Source organism: Paenibacillus tengchongensis (genome assembly GCF_008973665.1).
Classification (GTDB): domain Bacteria; phylum Bacillota; class Bacilli; order Paenibacillales; family Paenibacillaceae; genus Paenibacillus_AQ; species Paenibacillus_AQ tengchongensis.
Genome location: NZ_WACP01000011.1, coordinates 239,046 through 256,905, shown reverse-complemented (window position 1 = coordinate 256,905; position 17,860 = coordinate 239,046). Strand labels below are relative to the sequence as shown.

Genomic DNA, 17,860 nt, shown 5'->3' with positions numbered 1-17,860 from the left:
CCGTTCATGAGTAGTTTCCTATATTATACAACATTAACGCGGTGTCGTGTGAAATTAATATTCCATAAAGAAGGCTGTCGAGACTTTCTCGACAGCCTGCATAATTTATAATTATAATTCTTCACATTATGAATAGTTCCTTGTTATACGACAGTAGCAGTCAATCAGGACAGAAACGATATTTTGACGTAAAATCAAGGAAACCGGTTTCCGAACGCATAATCCGTAGAAAAAGTAAGCATTTACCATATAAACTTCCGATTTACAGCTCAAAAGCTCATTTGACCGCGCTCCTTTCCGGATACTATAATCGGAATCAGGAAAATTCATTGGATCAGAAGCGGCAGTCGCCGCTTTATTTCAGCCTATCCGTGCAAACGCATACAATGAGCTTTTCTGTCAATCCATGGGGGTGATGGATGGTTTGGTTCAGGTAATGATGCAATAGCAGGAGGATCTTTTATTCGCTTTTTTGCAAACGTTTGCGCAGTAAACGATGGTGGCATCACACTCAATCATTTCTCAGGAGGTAGTTTATTTGCTAAGAAATCAAACGAGGCGTTTTCTTTCCTGGCTGGTTATTGTTGCGCTCTGCTTCAGCTTGTTTGTTCCATCAGGCAGTGCGTCTGCCAGCAATACCAATTATACGGTTACTTACACCAACAGTACGGCTACGGCGGTAACCCTGCACTGGACGGCCAACAACTGGTCGAGTTCTACAGACACCGCAATGACCAGAAACGGAACGACCTTCACGGCCAATTTAACCGTCGCTGAAGGGGCTACCCTGATGTACTGTTATCACATTACCGCTCCAACTGACAGCTGGGACAATAACGGCGGCAAGAACTGGACCGTAACCGTTCCCACTACCGGCAGATACGAAGCGGAGAACGCGGCTCTTTCCGGCGGTGCCAAGGTAAACACCAACCATACCGGTTACTCGGGGGCTGGCTTTGTTGAAGGATATACGGTCAGCGGTGCAGCCGCAGCCTTTACCGTACAGGCTTCAGCTGCAGGTAACTACAATGCTGTCCTACGTTATGCGAACGCCAGCGGCAGTGCCAAGACGGTATCCGTCTATGTGAACGGGACCAAGATCAAGCAAACCACACTTGCGAATCTAAGCAGCTGGGATACATGGGGCGAACAGAGCGAATCGCTCAGCCTGCAGGCCGGCAGCAATACCATCACCTACAAATACGATACAACCGACAGCGGAAATATTAATATTGATTATGTAACGATCCAGGCCGGAACGACACCAACGGCAACTCCATCTGCTACATCTACTCCAGTGGTTACTGCATCACCAACGCCTACGAATACGCCTACAGCAACTCCTACACCTACAGCAACTCCGACACCGACTGCGACACCAACAGCAACTCCTACAGCAACTCCTACAGCAACCGTAACACCGTCACCTACAGCAACGGCAGCCGGCATTACAGTCCATGTCAAAAAGCCGTCCGGCTGGAATTCAGCCATGCGCATCCATTACTGGAACCTGAGTCCGTCATCGGTACCGAACAGCGGAGCCTGGCCGGGTATTCTGATGACGGCAGACGGGAACGACTGGTACAGCTATACTATTCCGGGTGCAGCAAGCACCAGCCTGATCTTCAATGACAGCAACGGCAAACAGACGGGCGATTTAACCCGTAATGTAAAAGAGAGCTGGTACTATACAGACAATGTCTGGTATACCGCCAATCCGGAGGCGCTGAAGACACCGGTAATTACGGTCTCGCCTGCTCCAAAAACATACGATGTTGCACAAACGGTTGCATTAACGAGCAGCAACACCGGGGACAAAATTTACTATACGACCAACGGTTCTACACCTACGACAGCCTCGGCCTTATATACTGCTCCTATTCAGGTATCGTCCTCCATGACGATCAAAGCGTTTGGCGTTAATGCGGACGGCGTAGCAGGCAGTGTTGCCTCTTTCGCCTATGTGATTGACCTGAACGCCGATCTGCAGCCGCCGGTTATTACGCCGAATCTGCCGGTAGGCCAGTCCGCCACAGCGGTCAATGTCTCTTTTAACATCAAGGACAACAAAGCCGCAGCCGTAACCGCCTACTATACCGATAATGGCTCAGAGCCTACCACCAGCTCCAAGGTATACCTTACGGGGAATGTACTGGCCGGAGTGACCGGACCGCAGATTCTGATCTCCAAAACAACTACCCTGAAGTTCCTGGTCATTGACGCCGCCGGCAACCGTACGACCCAAAGCTTCGTCTACAGCATCGGCAGCAAAGGGGATTTCCGCGAGGATTCGATCTACTTTGTGATGACTTCCCGCTTCTATGACGGCGATACCAGCAACAACGTCCATTCCTGGGATGATACAAAGGCCGGTAATCCGGATACCGATCCTGCCTGGAGAGGGGATTTCAAGGGTCTGATTCAAAAGCTTGATTACATCAAGGCGCTTGGCTTCAGTGCCATCTGGATTACGCCTGTGGTGCAGAATGCCAGCGGTTATGATTATCACGGCTATCACGCGATTAATTTTGCCAAAGTCGATCCAAAATACGAGTCCGCCGGCGCCTCCTACCAGGAGCTGATTAACGCCGCCCATGCCAAAGGCATCAAGATCATACAGGATATCGTCGTCAATCATACCGGAAACTTCGGAGAAGAGAACCTGTTCCCGATGTTCAAGAAGGATGCCAGCAAGCCGGATACAATCGCCAACATGCTCAAAATCACGAACAAGCTGCCAGCCAATTACGATACCATGACACCGGATCAGCAGTATCAGGCCAGACTGGCCCTCATGAAGACCGCCGAGACTAACAATAATATCTATCACACCGAAAAAAGCCTCTCCTGGGAGTCGTACACCGTCCAGACCGGACAGATCGCCGGGGATTGCGTGGACCTCAACACGGAGAATCCGGTGGTCAACCAGTATCTGATCGACAGCTACAACCAGTACATTGATATGGGCGTGGATGCTTTCCGGGTGGATACGGTGAAGCATGTCAGCCGCTATATCTTCAACAAATACTTCGTTCCGGCATGGAAGGAGAGAGGCGGTTCCAATTTCTTCATCTTCGGGGAGGTGGCTACCCGGTACAGAGATGTGTGGAACAGCGGCATTCCGGCGATTTCGACACCGTTCTATACCTGGAAATCGGCAAAAGCCTACCCGGGCGACGGCAAAAATGACTACGCCACCAACAAACTGTCCGTCGAACAGGAATGGGCTGACAATTCCACAACGGCGGGCCAGCCGACGTCGAACAATGCTTTTCTGATCGGCAACAATTATCATACCCCGGACTACTCGATGAAATCAGGCATGGATGTGATCGACTTCCCGATGCACTGGGCATTCAAAACAGCGCAGGAAGCATTCAGCATGCGCAGCGGAGACCAGTTCTATAATGATGCTACCTGGAATGTGACTTATGTGGATTCACACGACTATGCCCCTGACCAGGCACCGGAAAATCAGCGTTTTGCCGGAACACAGGACACCTGGGCTGAGAATCTGGCGCTGATGTTCACCTTCCGCGGTATCCCGGCCATCTACTACGGCTCGGAGATCGAGTTCCAGAAGGGAAAAGCGATTGACGTCGGCCCGAATGCGCCGCTCAGTACGACAGGACGTGCGTATTACGGCGATCATATTGAAGGCAGCGTTACCGTGCAGGATTTTGGCAGATATACGAATGCTACGGGCACACTCGCTGAATCACTGAATCATCCGCTGGCCAAACACATCCGTCAGCTCAACCTGATCCGAAGAGCCGTGCCAGCCCTGCAGAAGGGGCAATATTCCACAGAGAACGTCAGCGGAAATCTGGCCTTCAAGCGAAGATATACTGATACCTCCAAAGGCATCGACAGCTTTGCGCTGGTCACCATCTCCGGCAACGCCACCTTCACGGGCATTCCGAACGGAACTTATGTGGATGCTGTGACGGGAGATACCAAGACGGTTACAGGCGGCACCATTACGCTGAACTGCTCCGGCAAAGGCAACGCCAGAGTCTACGTACTGAACGGCAGCGGCGGGATCGGTGTGAGCGGGACTTATCTAAAGTAGAAATAATGTTCCATTAACAAGCTATAGCGCCCCCTGCCGGAAAGGCAGGGGGTTATTTGTTGCGGTGTTGTGCAGTTCAACAAGGTAAGGTATGATTTGAAAATAATCATCGCTAAGTGAAATAGTATAATCTTTGGAGGCATAATTACCATGAATCAGCGTTTTCGTATCACCCGTTCAATGCAGGAAAATAGTACAGAGCCGTCCATTACATTGGATGAGTGTAAAGAGTACTTTGCAGCGAAAGCCGACTTTTCGTATTCAGATACCCTTACCGTTAAAGGGCCGGAAAGCATTATGACGATTAATGGAGATTTTTTCATGTGGCAGCTTGGGGAAGCACAAATCCCTTTTCGGCTGTACTCGGGAGATCTGTATGTGGCCGTGTCACATGAAGCGGTGGTTCCCCAAATGCTTGAAATTGCGACCGATCTGCAGGCAGATATCGTTGAAGGATAGACTGGTAAAAAAGCAGCAGGCTCCCGACAGGGAGCCTCCAGGTTTGGCGATACTGGGAGTTACCAGAAAATAATTGCTGCGCTAGAGAGATGATCCGTTGGCTTAAAATGACGTAAGGTTCCAGTCTGACAATGTCCACGATTTTGTAGCACTGGTTGGTGTAATTGTGAAAGTCATTCCACCAGAAGGGCCATCTTTATTGTAGCCAACATTCCCGCCTACACTCCATGTAATTCCTTTATCATCATACGTATGAACAAACTTTGTATTATACTCCACTTGAGTAGCCCCGGTCTTCTTGGTCACATAAACTCCGGCGTATGTGTAATCCCCTGAATACATGCGCAAATCTTCTACATTAAATAATACGATTCCTTTGCTTTTTTGGGAGATATCCATCAGTGTACTGAAATTACTGTCCGTAGTGTAATTATAAAAATCTGCACTATTGTAATCCCATTCAACACTTAAAAGATCTAAGGAACCAGTGCTTATCGGTGTGTATACCCAATTAACTTGGGCTATAATTCTGTAATAAGAATCTCCAATACGTTTTGTGGTATAAATGCTCACTTTACTATCGGAAGGAAGAGATATCGTCAATGGTTGAATGGCATTGTCTGTGTCTGTAAAACTTAAGTCGACACCCACTTTGGCCAAATCGCTTTCGATTTGATCATGGCTAATTCCTTTTTCTTCTTTATTGTGCACATACTCGGCAATGTATGCATCGAACTCTGCATCTGTCTTTGCCTGAATTTCTCGTGCCGTTCTATCATAAGTATTAAGCTCAGCTCCATAAACAGAGCTCGAGCTGACAACAAATGCGGCAAACATCAAACCGATAAATCCCAGTTTATTAAATTTCATAACTTCATCTCCTGGTATAGTTATTATTAAATATTACTTGCAAGATACATTATTTTCATTAGGTGTGATGTTGTTGCTCTTATGTATATGGACAAGGATAGTTCATCAGGTTTGCCTCCTTCTTAAATGGTCTATGAAATAGTCTTCACCTATTTTTCACTTTCTTAAGAATATCTGTTAGGAGAAAACTACTAACATCATGAGTTAATAGTCAAAACCATAAGTAGAATATATATCCATTATTGTAATATAGTTTGCTAGAAAAATAAACCATATAGATCCATTAAATCTATTAATCGGGTTACGTATGTGGATCGTGGCAGAGATATTCAGAAAACGACCATTCTTTTAAAGGGATTGAAGAAGCTGAATTGAGGTGTAGAATTGGAATTGAAAGTTATTGAATTGGCCATTGTGCTAAGCGAAGATGGACCGCAGGGCCGAGTTGAAGCTTGTGACCTGGTTGCGCTACCTTTTATTCCGAGAAAAGATGAGTTAATCCTGTGGAATGGTAAGCTCTATGTTGTAACCAATGTAATGTATTATTTCAATACAGATCCGGCCGATTATAATTATGACGCAAGTCCGTTAACACAAAGCTCTGTAGCCCATGATATAGCCTACAAGGTTTGGTTGAAATCTGCCAGATAAAGAGCCCGTGCCCAGCGCGGGCTTTTGCTATTACGGATCAAGTTCTTGTCTATTTACAATGTAAATTTTGACAAATCCCATTATAATGAATTGCAAGCGGTTTCCAAGGAGGTGGTTGTATGAGTGAAAGCGATATTAGTGACATTCCCCCGACTAACAAACCAAAAATGATAAGGAGATGCTTTTATGAGCTACAACCCCGAAATTCCAAGAAGCAGGTATGATAACTATGGTGACCGTGAATGGACACGGCTTGAACGAGATGGGCATGGCGAGCTCTTATATGAAGTACATCTTGATATTTTGAAGCGTTATGTTAAACGAACCGATAAAGTTCTGGAGGTTGGTGCGGGTTCAGGAAGATATACTAAGGATCTAGCTGCAATGTGTACTGAATTGACCGTTGCCGATATCTCCAGTCATCAGCTGGAGTTCAATAAGTCCAAAATGCGCGAGCTATCCCTGTTGGATAGAATAAAGTCATACCATGTTCTAGATGTTCTTGATATGAGTATTTTTGCAGATGCTGCTTTCGATTGCGTGGTCTGCATAGGTGGCGTAATCAATTATCTTCTGGACAAAGAGAAAGAGGGGATACAAGAACTTCTGAGAGTGTTGCAACCGGGTGGAATATTGATTGTCGGGTCCATGAGTCTCATTGGCGCTTCGCTATATTATCTTGATGGCATAAGGTATGAGAAAGACCAATTCGGGCTTGAAGCTACAAAGTGGATTCTGGATACAGGAGTTCAGGACGAAGAGCATTATCCGGTGGCAAGCAAGCATTACGTCCATATGATGCGAAGCACCGAATTGGATGCATTATTTGCGCAGTTTCCTGTAAGCGTTCTAGAGAGAAGCTCCGCTGGTTTATTTACACAAGCCGGAGATTCTGCTATAGAGAATGCCCGCAACGATCAAGACTTCTGGAAGCTGATTGTCGAGCGAGAAATTGCGTTTACCAAATTACAGGGCACTCTTGATTGTGGAATGAATATCATCTATGTTGTGCAAAAGCTGTAATTTCACCATTGGGAGGAACCGTCTTAACAACTGATATCAATCCCCTTTAAATTTATTTTTGGCACATCTCGGGATATATCAACAATTGTTCTGTAAATATCAATGGCGTTGCTTCAGTGTTGCATTATAATCTAAAGGTGTGCATTGATATGCCAAACTTGTATCTGAAAAGATTGAGATAGGATCACGTAAAAAGATTATGAAGGCTACAAAGGGAAGGGTGGTTATTTAGTGGAATATCATGTTGCAATTCATGGAAGCGATCAATCGCCGGGTACGGAGACACAGCCTTTCCGCACCATCTCCCGCGCTGCGGGATTAGCGGAGCCGGGAGATATCATAACTGTGCATGCCGGGGTTTACAGGGAATGGATTAACCCGGCTAACGGAGGAACAAAGGAGCAGAGAATTGTATACCAGTCTTCCGGAGATGGAGAAGTGGTTATTACAGGTGCCGAACCTGTAACGGACTGGAAAGACGAAGGGGGCGGTGTCTGGAGGACGGAGGTGCCAAACAGTCTGTTTGTCATCCGCAACCCCTATCAGACTAAATTGTACGGTGATTGGTTGTTTGATGGTGCGTTCGAGCCGCATCTTGGGGATGTGTATCTTGACGGAAAATCTCTATATGAGGTTGAAAGCGTTAACAGTCTGCGCAGCCCCCAGGTTTGGCCGCAGGCCAAATATGCGGAGGACTCTTTGATGCAATGGTATGCGGAAGTAAGTTCAACCACCACCACCATTTGGGCGAACTTTGGAGGCAAGGACCCCCGCCAAGAGAATGTGGAAATCAATGCGCGTCCTTATTGCTTCTGGCCCGAAAAGACCGGCCGCAACTATATTACCGTTAGGGGCTTTACTCTCCGGCAGGCATCTCCCCAGTGGGCCCCGCCAACGGCTTTGCAAGAGGGGCTTATAGGTCCCCATTGGAGTAAAGGCTGGATTATTGAGAATAACCTGATCAACGAGTCCAAATGTACCGGGATCAGCCTAGGCAAAGAAATAACTACCGGGCAGAACGAATTCTCGAACAATCGCATGAAAGGCGGAACGCAACGGGAGCAGGAGGTTATTTTCCGTGCATTGCGCAAAGATTGGCATCAAGATCATATCGGAAGCCATATTGTCCGCAATAACGTCATTCATGATTGTGAACAGGCCGGGATCGTTGGACATTTAGGTGCTGCTTTTAGCCGAATCTACCAAAACCGCATTTTTAATATTCACCACAAGCGCATTTTCCACGGCGCAGAAGTGGGGGGAATCAAACTTCATGCCGCACTGGATACCCAGATTTGCGGGAATGTCATCTATAGCTCCTACCGGGCGCTTTGGCTGGATTGGCAGGCGCAAGGCACCCGCATCAGCCGAAATATTTTTTATGACAATCTGTCCGAGGATCTCTTTGTAGAAGTCTGCCATGGCCCTTATACGGTAGATCATAACCTGTTCCTGTCGCCTATGAATTTTCGCAATATGGCTCAAGGAGGTGCGTTTGTTCACAATCTGTTTACCGGCAGATTTGTGGTGCGCTCCGAGCTTACCCGCTATACTCCCTACCATATGCCTCATGAGACAGCGGTTGCCGGATACAGCAACATCACGGGCGGCGACGACAGGTATTTCAATAACATCTTTATAGGTGATGACGATCCGGTCAAAGAACCGCTGCCTATGACCTTTTTCGAGCACCTTCCGCTCACTGAGAGGGAGGATATGGCTTACGGCAGTGACGCTGTGATGGACGGGGTACCGGATAACTCCCGCTGTTATCTCCATCCTGCCGGATTGGGCGGCTACAACGATTACCCGGGTACTCATCAAAAGCGGTGGTGGGATTATTCCAAGGAAGAAATTGCGGCTTTAAAGGAATCCGGAAAGCTATTTCAGCCCGATAAGATGGCACTCCCTGTTACGATACAGGGCAATCTGTATTTGAAAGGCGCGGTGCCCAGTGTTCATGAATCGAGTGCAAAGGTTTATGACAGCAGCGGGATCGAAATCGAAATCGACCCGGCTACCTGCAGGGTACAAGTGTATGTTCATAACCCTGAAATCATGCGTGCTGCTAATGCGGTAGTCACAACCGATCTTCTCGGCAGAAGCTATCACGCTGAGATGTTTTATGAGGAGCCGGATGGATCTTCTTACCGTTTCGACCGCGACTTCTTTCATAAGCTGCGCCCGGAAAGTAATGTAACACCCGGACCATTTGAGATATTTGACAACAGTCCGCTGAAAATTGTTCTGTAAACAGAATTACTAAAAATTAAAAACAACGGCTTCACTGTCCCAAGAGGACAGCAAAGCCGTTGTTTTTAGAAGCGCATGTGGAGACGGGAGACTACGTACAAGCTGGAGACAAGCTGTTGACGTTTGACCTTGCCGAGATTTCAAAACGTACGGCATATTTTTTATTTCGGGAGGGAATTTGGGGTTATGGATAGAGCGATCAAACCTTTTAATGATCTTTGGTTAGATTGTATCTCAAACAACCTGATAGCTATGCTTATCAGTGATAATGAATCATTCAAGAATATTCCATGTTATATGGATGCAATTTATTTAAAAAAGGTGTTAGATCAACCTTATAGTTCTGAAGCTGTACAAGGAGAATTGTTGGATCATGGTGCGTTCTTTCCTAAAATCCAATATTCGCTAGGCATACTTACTGACTTAATATACAGAGAATCATACGAATACGATATATTTAACGATCAAGTACAGAAGGTTATACAAGAAAATCTTGATCTTGGTTTCTTTGTGTTTCTTACTATCGACCGCTTTTTTTATCCTTCTGGTGTGAATGCGAAGACATCCCATATGGTTCACCCTGCTTTTATATATGGCTATAGCGATAAAGATGAGTGTTATCATGCAATTGAGGATTGTATAACTATGGGGAGGATGGACTATTATAGCATTCCCTTCACTTCTGTCGACTTATCAAGCAAATACTTGTTGAGTATCGGAAAATCTATCAATGTTTCTTATTGCAGAACAAACAAGTCAGTAAAACAATTTAAACACCAAGTAACACTATCACAGGTAATAAACTCACTGGAAATGACATTACGTGGTGGTCAGATTTATAATGAAAATTATGATTTATATTATTACAGTGGACTGGATGCACTAACTAAGTATTTGGAAGAATTTGATCATTTGTTCCTCAACTTAAAAGATGAAAACCATTTTAAGGCACGAATTCTCTCTTTCTGCCAGTTTCATGAGCGTAACAAAAAACTGACTCAGCTTATTTCAGAAAGCTATGGACTGGATATCTCGAGAGTTGATGAAACTTTTTTGAATCTACAGAATAAGTGGCAAGTATTCAAAAACAGAAGTTATTACCTGTTAGAAATGAATAGAATGAATGGTATCAATTTCAACCAGAATGATCTTGATAAGTTGCGTTCCAAACTGGAAGACATAATTGAGTTGGAGCGGAGTGCTGCAGAGAGTCTGTTGCTTTTATGTAAAGGGTATCGTCCAATGAATTGATAATTGGGCGATATTTTTTTATTTATTTTATTATATAATTGCATCTCATTGGGAGAGGTACCGCTGGTAGACAACGCAGAGGAGCAGTCAACTGTCCTGTGAGTATGCGCATTGTTGAGTAAAAGTGTATTGTACGTAATCCCGCACTTTATTAAGTGACTTATTTCACATACTACTCGTTTTTAAAGGATTACTATATTAACATTCATTATATTACTCGCCAGTAACATACTATCAACACCAGGAGGCCATCATCATGAATCAACCGTATGCACAGCTGTTCACTCCTTTCTCCATCGGCACCATGGACGTCAAGAATCGGATTGTTATGTCCCCGATGGGTACCAACTCCGCCGGCCCGGACGGGCGCATTTCACTGGATGAAATTGATTATTATGAAGAGCGGGCAAGAGGAGGCGCAGGTATGATCATTCTGGGCGCCCAATTTCTGACTGAGGATTTAGCCCAGGGCGTTCTTGAAGGCATCGTGGAAAAAGATTATGTCGTTCCGCTGCTCACTGATCTTGTCGATGCCGTACAGCAGCATGGCACCCGGATTATCGCTCAGCTCAGCTGCGGCACAGGCCGCAATGCTCTGATCGACCGTTCCGACAAGCCACCGGTCTCAGCGTCCGCCATCCCTGCCTTCGCTGACCCCAGTGTGATCTGCCATCCGCTGACCGTCGAGGAGATACACGTCATTATGGAGCAATTCAAGAGCTCGGCTGCCCGCCTGAAGAGAGCCGGCTTCGACGGCATCGAAATTCATGCCCATGCCGGTTACCTGATCGATCAGTTCATGTCACCGCTTTGGAATCATCGTGAGGACGAATACGGCGGCAGCACAGAGAAGCGGATGCGCTTTGCCGTGGAGATCGTGCAGGCCATCCGTGAAGCCGTCGGCCCACACATGCCAATCCTGTTCCGCATTGCGCTTGATCACCGGTTCGAGGGCGGCCGGACCGTAGAGGACAGCTTAGAGATGCTGCAAATCCTGGAGCGTGCGGGTGTAAATGCCATCGATATCGATGCCGGGGCGTATGAGCGGATCGATTATATTTTCCCTCCGGCTTATCTGGGTGACGCCTGTATGGATTACATGTGCGAACCCGCCCGTAAAGTTGTAAACATCCCTATTCTTAACTCGGGAAGCCATACGCCGGAAAGCGCTGTTAAGCTGATCGAATCCGGAAACGCAGACTTTGTCATGTTCGGCCGCGCACTGATCGCCGATCCCGAACTGCCGAATAAACTGCGTTATAACCTGCGCGATGACATCCGTCCTTGCATCCGCTGCAATGAGGAATGTATCGGCCGCACCATCGAACGCAATACCAAAATCAGCTGTGCAGTCAACATCCAGGCAGCCAACGAGAAGCGGTTCGCCATCCGCCCGGCGGCAGCCCCTGAGAAGGTTGTCGTTATCGGCGGCGGTCCATCCGGCTTGGAGGCAGCCCGCGTCGCAGCACTTCGGGGCCACGACGTTACGCTGTTCGAGAAGGAAGCAAGCATCGGCGGGCAGGTAACCAGTGCGGCAACGCCGGAGTTCAAGAGTCAGCTGCGCGGCCTGATCCGCTGGTATGAGCGGCAGCTCAGCCAGCTTGGCGTGAAGGTACAATTGAACACGGAGATTACACCGGATGATGCTGTGCTGGAAGAGGCTGATCATATTCTGATCGGTACGGGAGCAGTGCCGCTGGTTCCGCCGATTCCAGGGATTGACATGGGCCATGTGATTGGCGCCATTGAAGCACATCTGCAGCCTGAGCTGGTTCGCGGCAGTCATATAGTGATTACCGGAGGCGGCCTGACCGGCTGCGATCTTGGACTGGAGCTGGCCATGGAAGGCAAGAAGATTACCATCGTCGAGATGCGCCCTGAAGCCGCCCAGGATGTCATGTATATCAATCGTGCCGCGCTTATGCCTATGCTGGAGGAGTACGGCGTCCGTATTCTTGGCGGTCACAAAGTGCTCTCCTTCGAGGAAGGAGGCCTGTGGACCGAGCAAGCAGACGGCACCAAGGCTTTCCTGGAAGCTGATACCATCATCAATGCGTTTGGCATGAGAAAGAACACCCTCGTCGCCGAGCAGATCAAAGCCCGCTACGGATACAAAACCAGCCTGATCGGTGATTGTGTAAAAATCGGCAAGGTCGGTACTGCCGTCCGTTCCGGCTTCTATGCCGCCAATGCGATATAATCCCAAGAGCGGAAACGATAGCATTCCTGATTGCAAAAACCGGGGCCAGTTGCTGGCCCCGGTTTTAGTGTATTATGTATTCTCTCCGCGCTTCGCCACATCCAAAATCCCGTAAAAAAACAGATCCTGTGTCTGCTGCGCCAGTGTCAGTGGGCTTTCAAGCCCCGGCAGCAGCTTGATCAGCGTTAAGCGTTCCACAATGCCAAGCAGCGATTCGGCAAAAAATTCCGTATCCACATCCTGCCGGAAATACCCCGCCTGCTGCTCCTCAATCAAATTCTGTTCCATTAGCCGGGCTACCTCGGCCTTGATCTCCGTCGCTTCAGCAGCTTCGAACAGTCCGATCTTCGTCAGATCCGGGTGGCTCCCCAGGTAATGATAAATCTGCTCCAGCCCCTCCACAACAGACCACTTCAGGTCGCCCTGATTCTTGCCAGGCGGGACATGGCTTTGCCGGACAACCTCCGTAAATCCTCTCCGGAACTCATTTACCAATTCGGCAAATGCGGCTTCCTTATTCGCAAAATACAAATAAAAAGCAGGCTGTGTTACGCCCGCCTTGGCTACGATCGTGCTGATTTTGGTCTGATGAAATCCTCTATGAGCAAACTCTTCCACTGCGGCCTCCAGCAGCCGCTGTCTGCTTTCCGCTCCAACCGCCCCGCGCTTCCTCAAAGGCGTCTCCTCCTTTGCAAACCTATGCAGTATACGAATTAAGTATACGCCACCAGGCGGGCAAAGGAAATCTAAACCGGGCAGTTATTTACAAGCATTGGGTCTATTCGGATTCAGAACGAGAAAATCACCGGGCAGCTCGGACAGCTTGGCAACCAGTTCATCCACACCGGACTCCAGTTTGAATTCCATCTCCTCCCGGTAAAGCGGAACCAGGAAATAAACCTGAACCTGATTGCCATCTTTCGTATGGACTGTGCTGACCTCTTCCGGCAGAGCAATCAGGATCGCACCGGACAGCTCAGTGTTAGGCGCATAGGGCTCGTAATCCTCCGCGTTGGGGATGGTATGGCCGTATCCAAGCCACGTCTGATACATATGCGGGAACCGGGCAAGCATCTTCATCAGCCGGATCGGCCAGTAGTTCTCCTCCGCTTCAAAATCCTTCTGCGTAAGCGGCCAGTCCGCCGGCAGAAACATCATCAGCTCCGAACGTTCAAGATGCTTGTACTCTTCACGGATCTCCTGCGGGAGGGTCATCGGCAGATCGCTCATCCCATTAGTGTACAGCACGCGGTATGGCTCATCAGGTGTAGCTTCCATAATGTTCACATCGATATGTACGATGTCTGAAATCAGTTCATGAAACACGCCGGTTTCCCGGTTTGGAAAGACTTTATTAAAATGGTCGTTTAATTCATCCATGTACAAAATTTCGGAGGGAGGCGTAAGCTGCCGCTCATCCGGAGCGTCATAGCCGTAAATGGTGGTGCCGTCTTCCGATTTGCCCATTTCTTTGCCGCCAAACAGTTTTTTGAAAAAGTTCATGTCTTTGCGCTCCTCTGTGATTAAATTCCTGATTCTAGGAGGTTTGAAACCTCACTTGGAAGTATACCAAAAGGCATCCCCCCGGAGCGATGGGTCTTTCGATTCGAATTGCCGGAAGATGTACGATTGAATGTTGTGTGATACTGAAACAAGAATATGTTATGATCATAATAAACAACTGGGGATGGATACTCGGTTGTTTTTTATTGTCTGCGTATTAAGGTTGAAAGAGGGGACGTTTGTTGAGAGAACTTAAAAATGTAGAAGAAAGAATACTCGATCGGGCACTGTATTTAATGGGAAAGAAAAAAAGCTGCAATATATCCATCCGGGCCATCGCCAAAGAAGCCAATGTTAATGTGAGTGCCATCAACTACTATTTCAGGTCTAAAGAAGAAATGCTCAGGCTGGTCAAGGAATTCTATATTCAAAATTCACAAGGTGTGCTCTCTTTCTTAAAAAACGATGAATACACTGACGAAGAACGCCTTCTGTTAGCTTCAAACGAGATTATGGAATACGCACTACAATATCCTGGCAATATGATTATTTATACGCATTCCTTGGAATCAGCAGATTCCGATCCAACCTCAAAAATGGTTGTAAATATTTCTCAGGAAATTGGTGGACTGCTCCAGCAAGCAATGGGAGGCCTGATGTCCGAAGATAAATTCATAAACCAATATAAATATTTGATATTTATTTCATCAGTCAATTACCCCACGGAATCCGAAAGTATCGCTTCTTTTGATAGATCCTGGTTAGAGGATAAAGAAACCCGGATGAACTACATCAAAGCTGTTATTAATTCCGTGAAGTCATTATAAATTACAAGTTCGGTAAAAATTCAAACACTTTGTTTTAAACGTATTGTTTACATGCCATTTCTCTTATATAGTAGATATAAAGACCTCGTTTTAATATTTGTGAAAGTTATCACAACAAAGAGGATCTTGTATTAACTAGTAGAGGAGCATGATAGGTGGTATATCCAACGCTTTTTAGCCCGTTAAAGATTAGAGGACTGGAACTGAAGAACCGCATTATATTCCCGGCTATGGGTACCAAAATGGCTACGGAGGATCGTTTTGTCTCTCAACAGCTCATTGATTATCATGTGGCCAGGGTAGAAGGCGGCTGTGGGTTGAATATTGTAGAGGTATGTTCAGTCTACGGTCCGGCCGCTCCGAAGAAGTTTTTATCCATCGCGGATGACAAATACATACCTGAAATGAAGCGTCTAACCGATGCGGTCCATGCAGCCGGAGGAAAAGCCGGGATACAGTTGTGGCTGGGAGGTATGGCAGTAGGCAGTGATCCTGAGAGCATGTTTGTGATTCCAAGTTCTGTACCTATACCCGGAACAGAATATACGATTCCCGGAGCAACTGTTGAGACTATACAAGAAGTAACCACTGCATTTGGCCAAGCGGCTCGGCGGGCTGTTCAGGCAGGGTTTGACACCATTGAATTCCATGCGGGCCATAATTACACGCCACACTCTTTCCTAAGCCCGTTTTTTAACCGCAGAACCGATGAATACGGTGGAAATCCAGAAAACCGGGCCCGCTTCCTTATTGAGTGTATTGAATCAATCCGGCATAATATTCCAAACGAAATGCCACTGTTTATGCGTATTAGTGCACATGATGATTACTTGGATAATGGTCTTACTATTCAAGAGGTCATTGGGTTCTGTAAAATGGCAAAGCTTGCTGGCGTTGATGTGCTCGATGTATCTCGAGGCAATTTTTCATCAGCTGCAATTAAATATGAAGTTCCACCGATCGACCTTCACAGAGGGTTTAATGTAGATAATGCCGCTCATATCCGCCGAGAAACGGGGATGGTGACTGTTGCTGTAGGGCGGATTAATGCGCCAGAACAAGCAGAAGAAATTCTCGCAGGTTGCCAAGCGGATATGGTCGTCATTGGCCGTGCTCAACTGGCTGATCCTGAGTTCTGTAACAAAGCTTATAGCGGAAAAACTGAGGATATCGTAGAGTGCGTAGCCTGTAATCAGGGCTGCTATGATGGATTTGTTTCGAAAGATGTACCCTTCATTACATGCCTGAGAAATCCGGCCTTAGGTAAAGAAGTAGAATACAAACTGAAGCCTGCTGCCATGCGAAAAAAAGTACTCATTGCAGGAGCAGGGATAGCCGGCCTGGAGGCAGCAATGGTTCTAAAACGTAGAGGCCATGAGCCGATCGTTTGTGAATCCGGCGGCACACTGGGAGGTCAGTTTGCCTTAGCTGGCGAAGCGCCTAGGAAAGAAGAGATGAAGGCAGCAGCCTTATCTCGCGGTGAACAGGTGAGGCGAGAAGGCATTGAAATCCGGATGAATACTCTTGTTACCACAGAAATCTTAGAAGAAATCAAACCCGACGAAGTCATTATAGCGATAGGTGCAGCTCCGATGGAGCTAAAGGTTCCCGGTTCAGATCGCGCAATGGTCACAAATTCCCACGAGGTGTTATCAGGGCAAATAGAGGTTGGCGGAAGAGTAGTTATTATTGGAGGTGGTTTAGTAGGGTTGGAGGTCGCCGAGTACCTGCACGGCAAAGCTACGGAGATTACTGTTTTCGAAATGCAAGATAAAGTAGCTAAAGATTTAGGTGAGTTACGTTCCATTTGTGTAATGGAAAGTTTGAAGGACGCTGGAGTTCAGCTCCTCACGAACACCAAGTGCCTGGAAATCATAGAGCAAGGTGTAATCATTGAAACTAATCCTGGGCATAAGGAACACTATCCATGCGATTCTGTTGTGGTTGCTATCGGTGCGAAATCAAGAAGCTATGAATCTCTGCAGAACCATTGCGAGGAAAAGCATATTCCTTTTCACGTCATCGGAGATGCGGTGCGTGCCCGCAGGGCCCTGAACGCTGTCAGCGAAGCCCATGAAGTTGCTAGAGCAATTTAAGAATAAAAACTAGGGGTTGTCCCAGGCATCCATTTTCATGGCTTAGGGGCAGCCCCTTCTTGCCGGTACAGTTGACATAAAACTTTATCCCACGCACGCGCCTGAACCCTGGTGATATTGCGCATTTTTTGGGCGAATATGTTGTCAGGACGGAATGTTCGCAGCGGTCTGAATATTTTTCAGATCAAGCTGAATTTGCTCCGGAATATGGTAGGGGTGGTATAGGCCCCGCCGCATCATATAGTCTGTTATCTTTTCATGGGAATGAATAGCCTCGCCGAGTTGTTTCATCAAAATATCCTTGATTTCGGGGGTAGCACATTCGGTCACAGCCATGGCGTAGTTTCTGACGCTGCTCTTGGCATTCATCAAAAGATCCATTGCGATTACGTCATCGGTCAGCATATGAAGACCTGTCAAGTGTTCTAATATTGGGTTCATTTTTTCATCTCCTATACAGTTACTTTAGATAGCACTCCACCAAGTTCCTGAAGCTGCTGTTGTGATAATGTCGCATCTTGTTGCAAAAATTGCATGAGCTCCGGGTCGGTTACCAGAGCTTGCATGGTCTTAGATTTCGTTATGCAAACCGTCTTAAACGCAGCTATTTCACGGACCTCAAGCATCTCATGCAAAGCGTAATTAGAATTCATTC

General features: G+C 47.0%; 14 protein-coding genes. 9 read left to right on the top strand and 5 right to left on the bottom strand.

Annotated features, from left to right (window positions below; genetic code table 11):
• Positions 1–538 precede the first annotated feature (538 nt).
• Positions 539–4,072, top strand: a complete 3,534-nt coding sequence (locus tag F1381_RS19265) for an alpha-amylase family glycosyl hydrolase (protein WP_151736463.1) — start codon at positions 539–541, stop codon at positions 4,070–4,072.
• Positions 4,073–4,222: 150 nt separating this feature from the next.
• Positions 4,223–4,531, top strand: a complete 309-nt coding sequence (locus tag F1381_RS19260) for a hypothetical protein (protein WP_151736462.1) — start codon at positions 4,223–4,225, stop codon at positions 4,529–4,531.
• 102 nt (positions 4,532–4,633) lie between these two features.
• Here the strand turns inward: F1381_RS19260 and F1381_RS19255 are convergent, their stop codons facing one another.
• Complete coding sequence (locus F1381_RS19255) at positions 4,634–5,401, bottom strand: hypothetical protein (protein ID WP_151736461.1); 768 nt, start codon at positions 5,399–5,401, stop codon at positions 4,634–4,636.
• Positions 5,402–5,791: 390 nt separating this feature from the next.
• Here F1381_RS19255 and F1381_RS19250 point away from each other — a divergent pair, with 390 nt between their 5' ends.
• The 5 genes from F1381_RS19250 to F1381_RS19225 all read left to right on the top strand — a co-directional run bounded on the left by F1381_RS19250 (position 5,792) and on the right by F1381_RS19225 (position 12,779).
• Positions 5,792–6,052: a hypothetical protein gene (locus F1381_RS19250; RefSeq protein WP_151736482.1), complete on the top strand. Its 261-nt coding sequence runs from the start codon at positions 5,792–5,794 to the stop codon at positions 6,050–6,052.
• 186 nt (positions 6,053–6,238) lie between these two features.
• Positions 6,239–7,075 (top strand): class I SAM-dependent methyltransferase, encoded by an 837-nt coding sequence (locus F1381_RS19245; protein ID WP_151736460.1) that lies wholly within the window; start codon positions 6,239–6,241, stop codon positions 7,073–7,075.
• Between the two features lie 231 nt (positions 7,076–7,306).
• Positions 7,307–9,328 carry a right-handed parallel beta-helix repeat-containing protein gene (locus F1381_RS19240; protein WP_151736459.1) on the top strand — a complete coding sequence of 674 codons (2,022 nt, stop codon included), beginning with the start codon at positions 7,307–7,309 and terminating at the stop codon, positions 9,326–9,328.
• Positions 9,329–9,514: 186 nt separating this feature from the next.
• Positions 9,515–10,579 (top strand): hypothetical protein, encoded by a 1,065-nt coding sequence (locus tag F1381_RS19230; RefSeq protein ID WP_151736457.1) that lies wholly within the window; start codon positions 9,515–9,517, stop codon positions 10,577–10,579.
• Positions 10,580–10,835: 256 nt separating this feature from the next.
• On the top strand, positions 10,836–12,779 hold the full coding sequence (locus F1381_RS19225; protein WP_151736456.1) for an NAD(P)/FAD-dependent oxidoreductase: 1,944 nt from the start codon (positions 10,836–10,838) through the stop codon (positions 12,777–12,779).
• A gap of 72 nt (positions 12,780–12,851) precedes the next feature.
• On the opposite strand, the gene F1381_RS19220 is transcribed toward F1381_RS19225, so the two are convergent.
• Entirely contained in the window at positions 12,852–13,454 is a 603-nt protein-coding gene (locus F1381_RS19220; protein ID WP_151736455.1) for a TetR/AcrR family transcriptional regulator, read from the bottom strand.
• An 84-nt stretch (positions 13,455–13,538) separates the two neighbouring features.
• Positions 13,539–14,282, bottom strand: a complete 744-nt coding sequence (locus tag F1381_RS19215; RefSeq protein WP_151736454.1) for a suppressor of fused domain protein — start codon at positions 14,280–14,282, stop codon at positions 13,539–13,541.
• A 242-nt stretch (positions 14,283–14,524) separates the two neighbouring features.
• Here F1381_RS19215 and F1381_RS19210 point away from each other — a divergent pair, with 242 nt between their 5' ends.
• Together F1381_RS19210 and baiCD are read left to right on the top strand one after the other, a co-directional pair.
• Positions 14,525–15,109, top strand: coding sequence for a TetR/AcrR family transcriptional regulator (locus tag F1381_RS19210; protein WP_151736453.1), 585 nt, complete (start codon positions 14,525–14,527; stop codon positions 15,107–15,109).
• A 155-nt stretch (positions 15,110–15,264) separates the two neighbouring features.
• On the top strand, positions 15,265–17,205 hold the full coding sequence (gene baiCD, locus F1381_RS19205) for a bile acid Fe-S flavoenzyme BaiCD (protein ID WP_151736452.1): 1,941 nt from the start codon (positions 15,265–15,267) through the stop codon (positions 17,203–17,205).
• Positions 17,206–17,349: 144 nt separating this feature from the next.
• On the opposite strand, the gene F1381_RS19200 is transcribed toward baiCD, so the two are convergent.
• On the bottom strand, positions 17,350–17,646 hold the full coding sequence (locus tag F1381_RS19200) for a spore coat protein (protein WP_151736451.1): 297 nt from the start codon (positions 17,644–17,646) through the stop codon (positions 17,350–17,352).
• Positions 17,647–17,657: 11 nt separating this feature from the next.
• Positions 17,658–17,858: a hypothetical protein gene (locus F1381_RS19195; RefSeq protein ID WP_151736450.1), complete on the bottom strand. Its 201-nt coding sequence runs from the start codon at positions 17,856–17,858 to the stop codon at positions 17,658–17,660.
• Positions 17,859–17,860 lie beyond the last annotated feature (2 nt).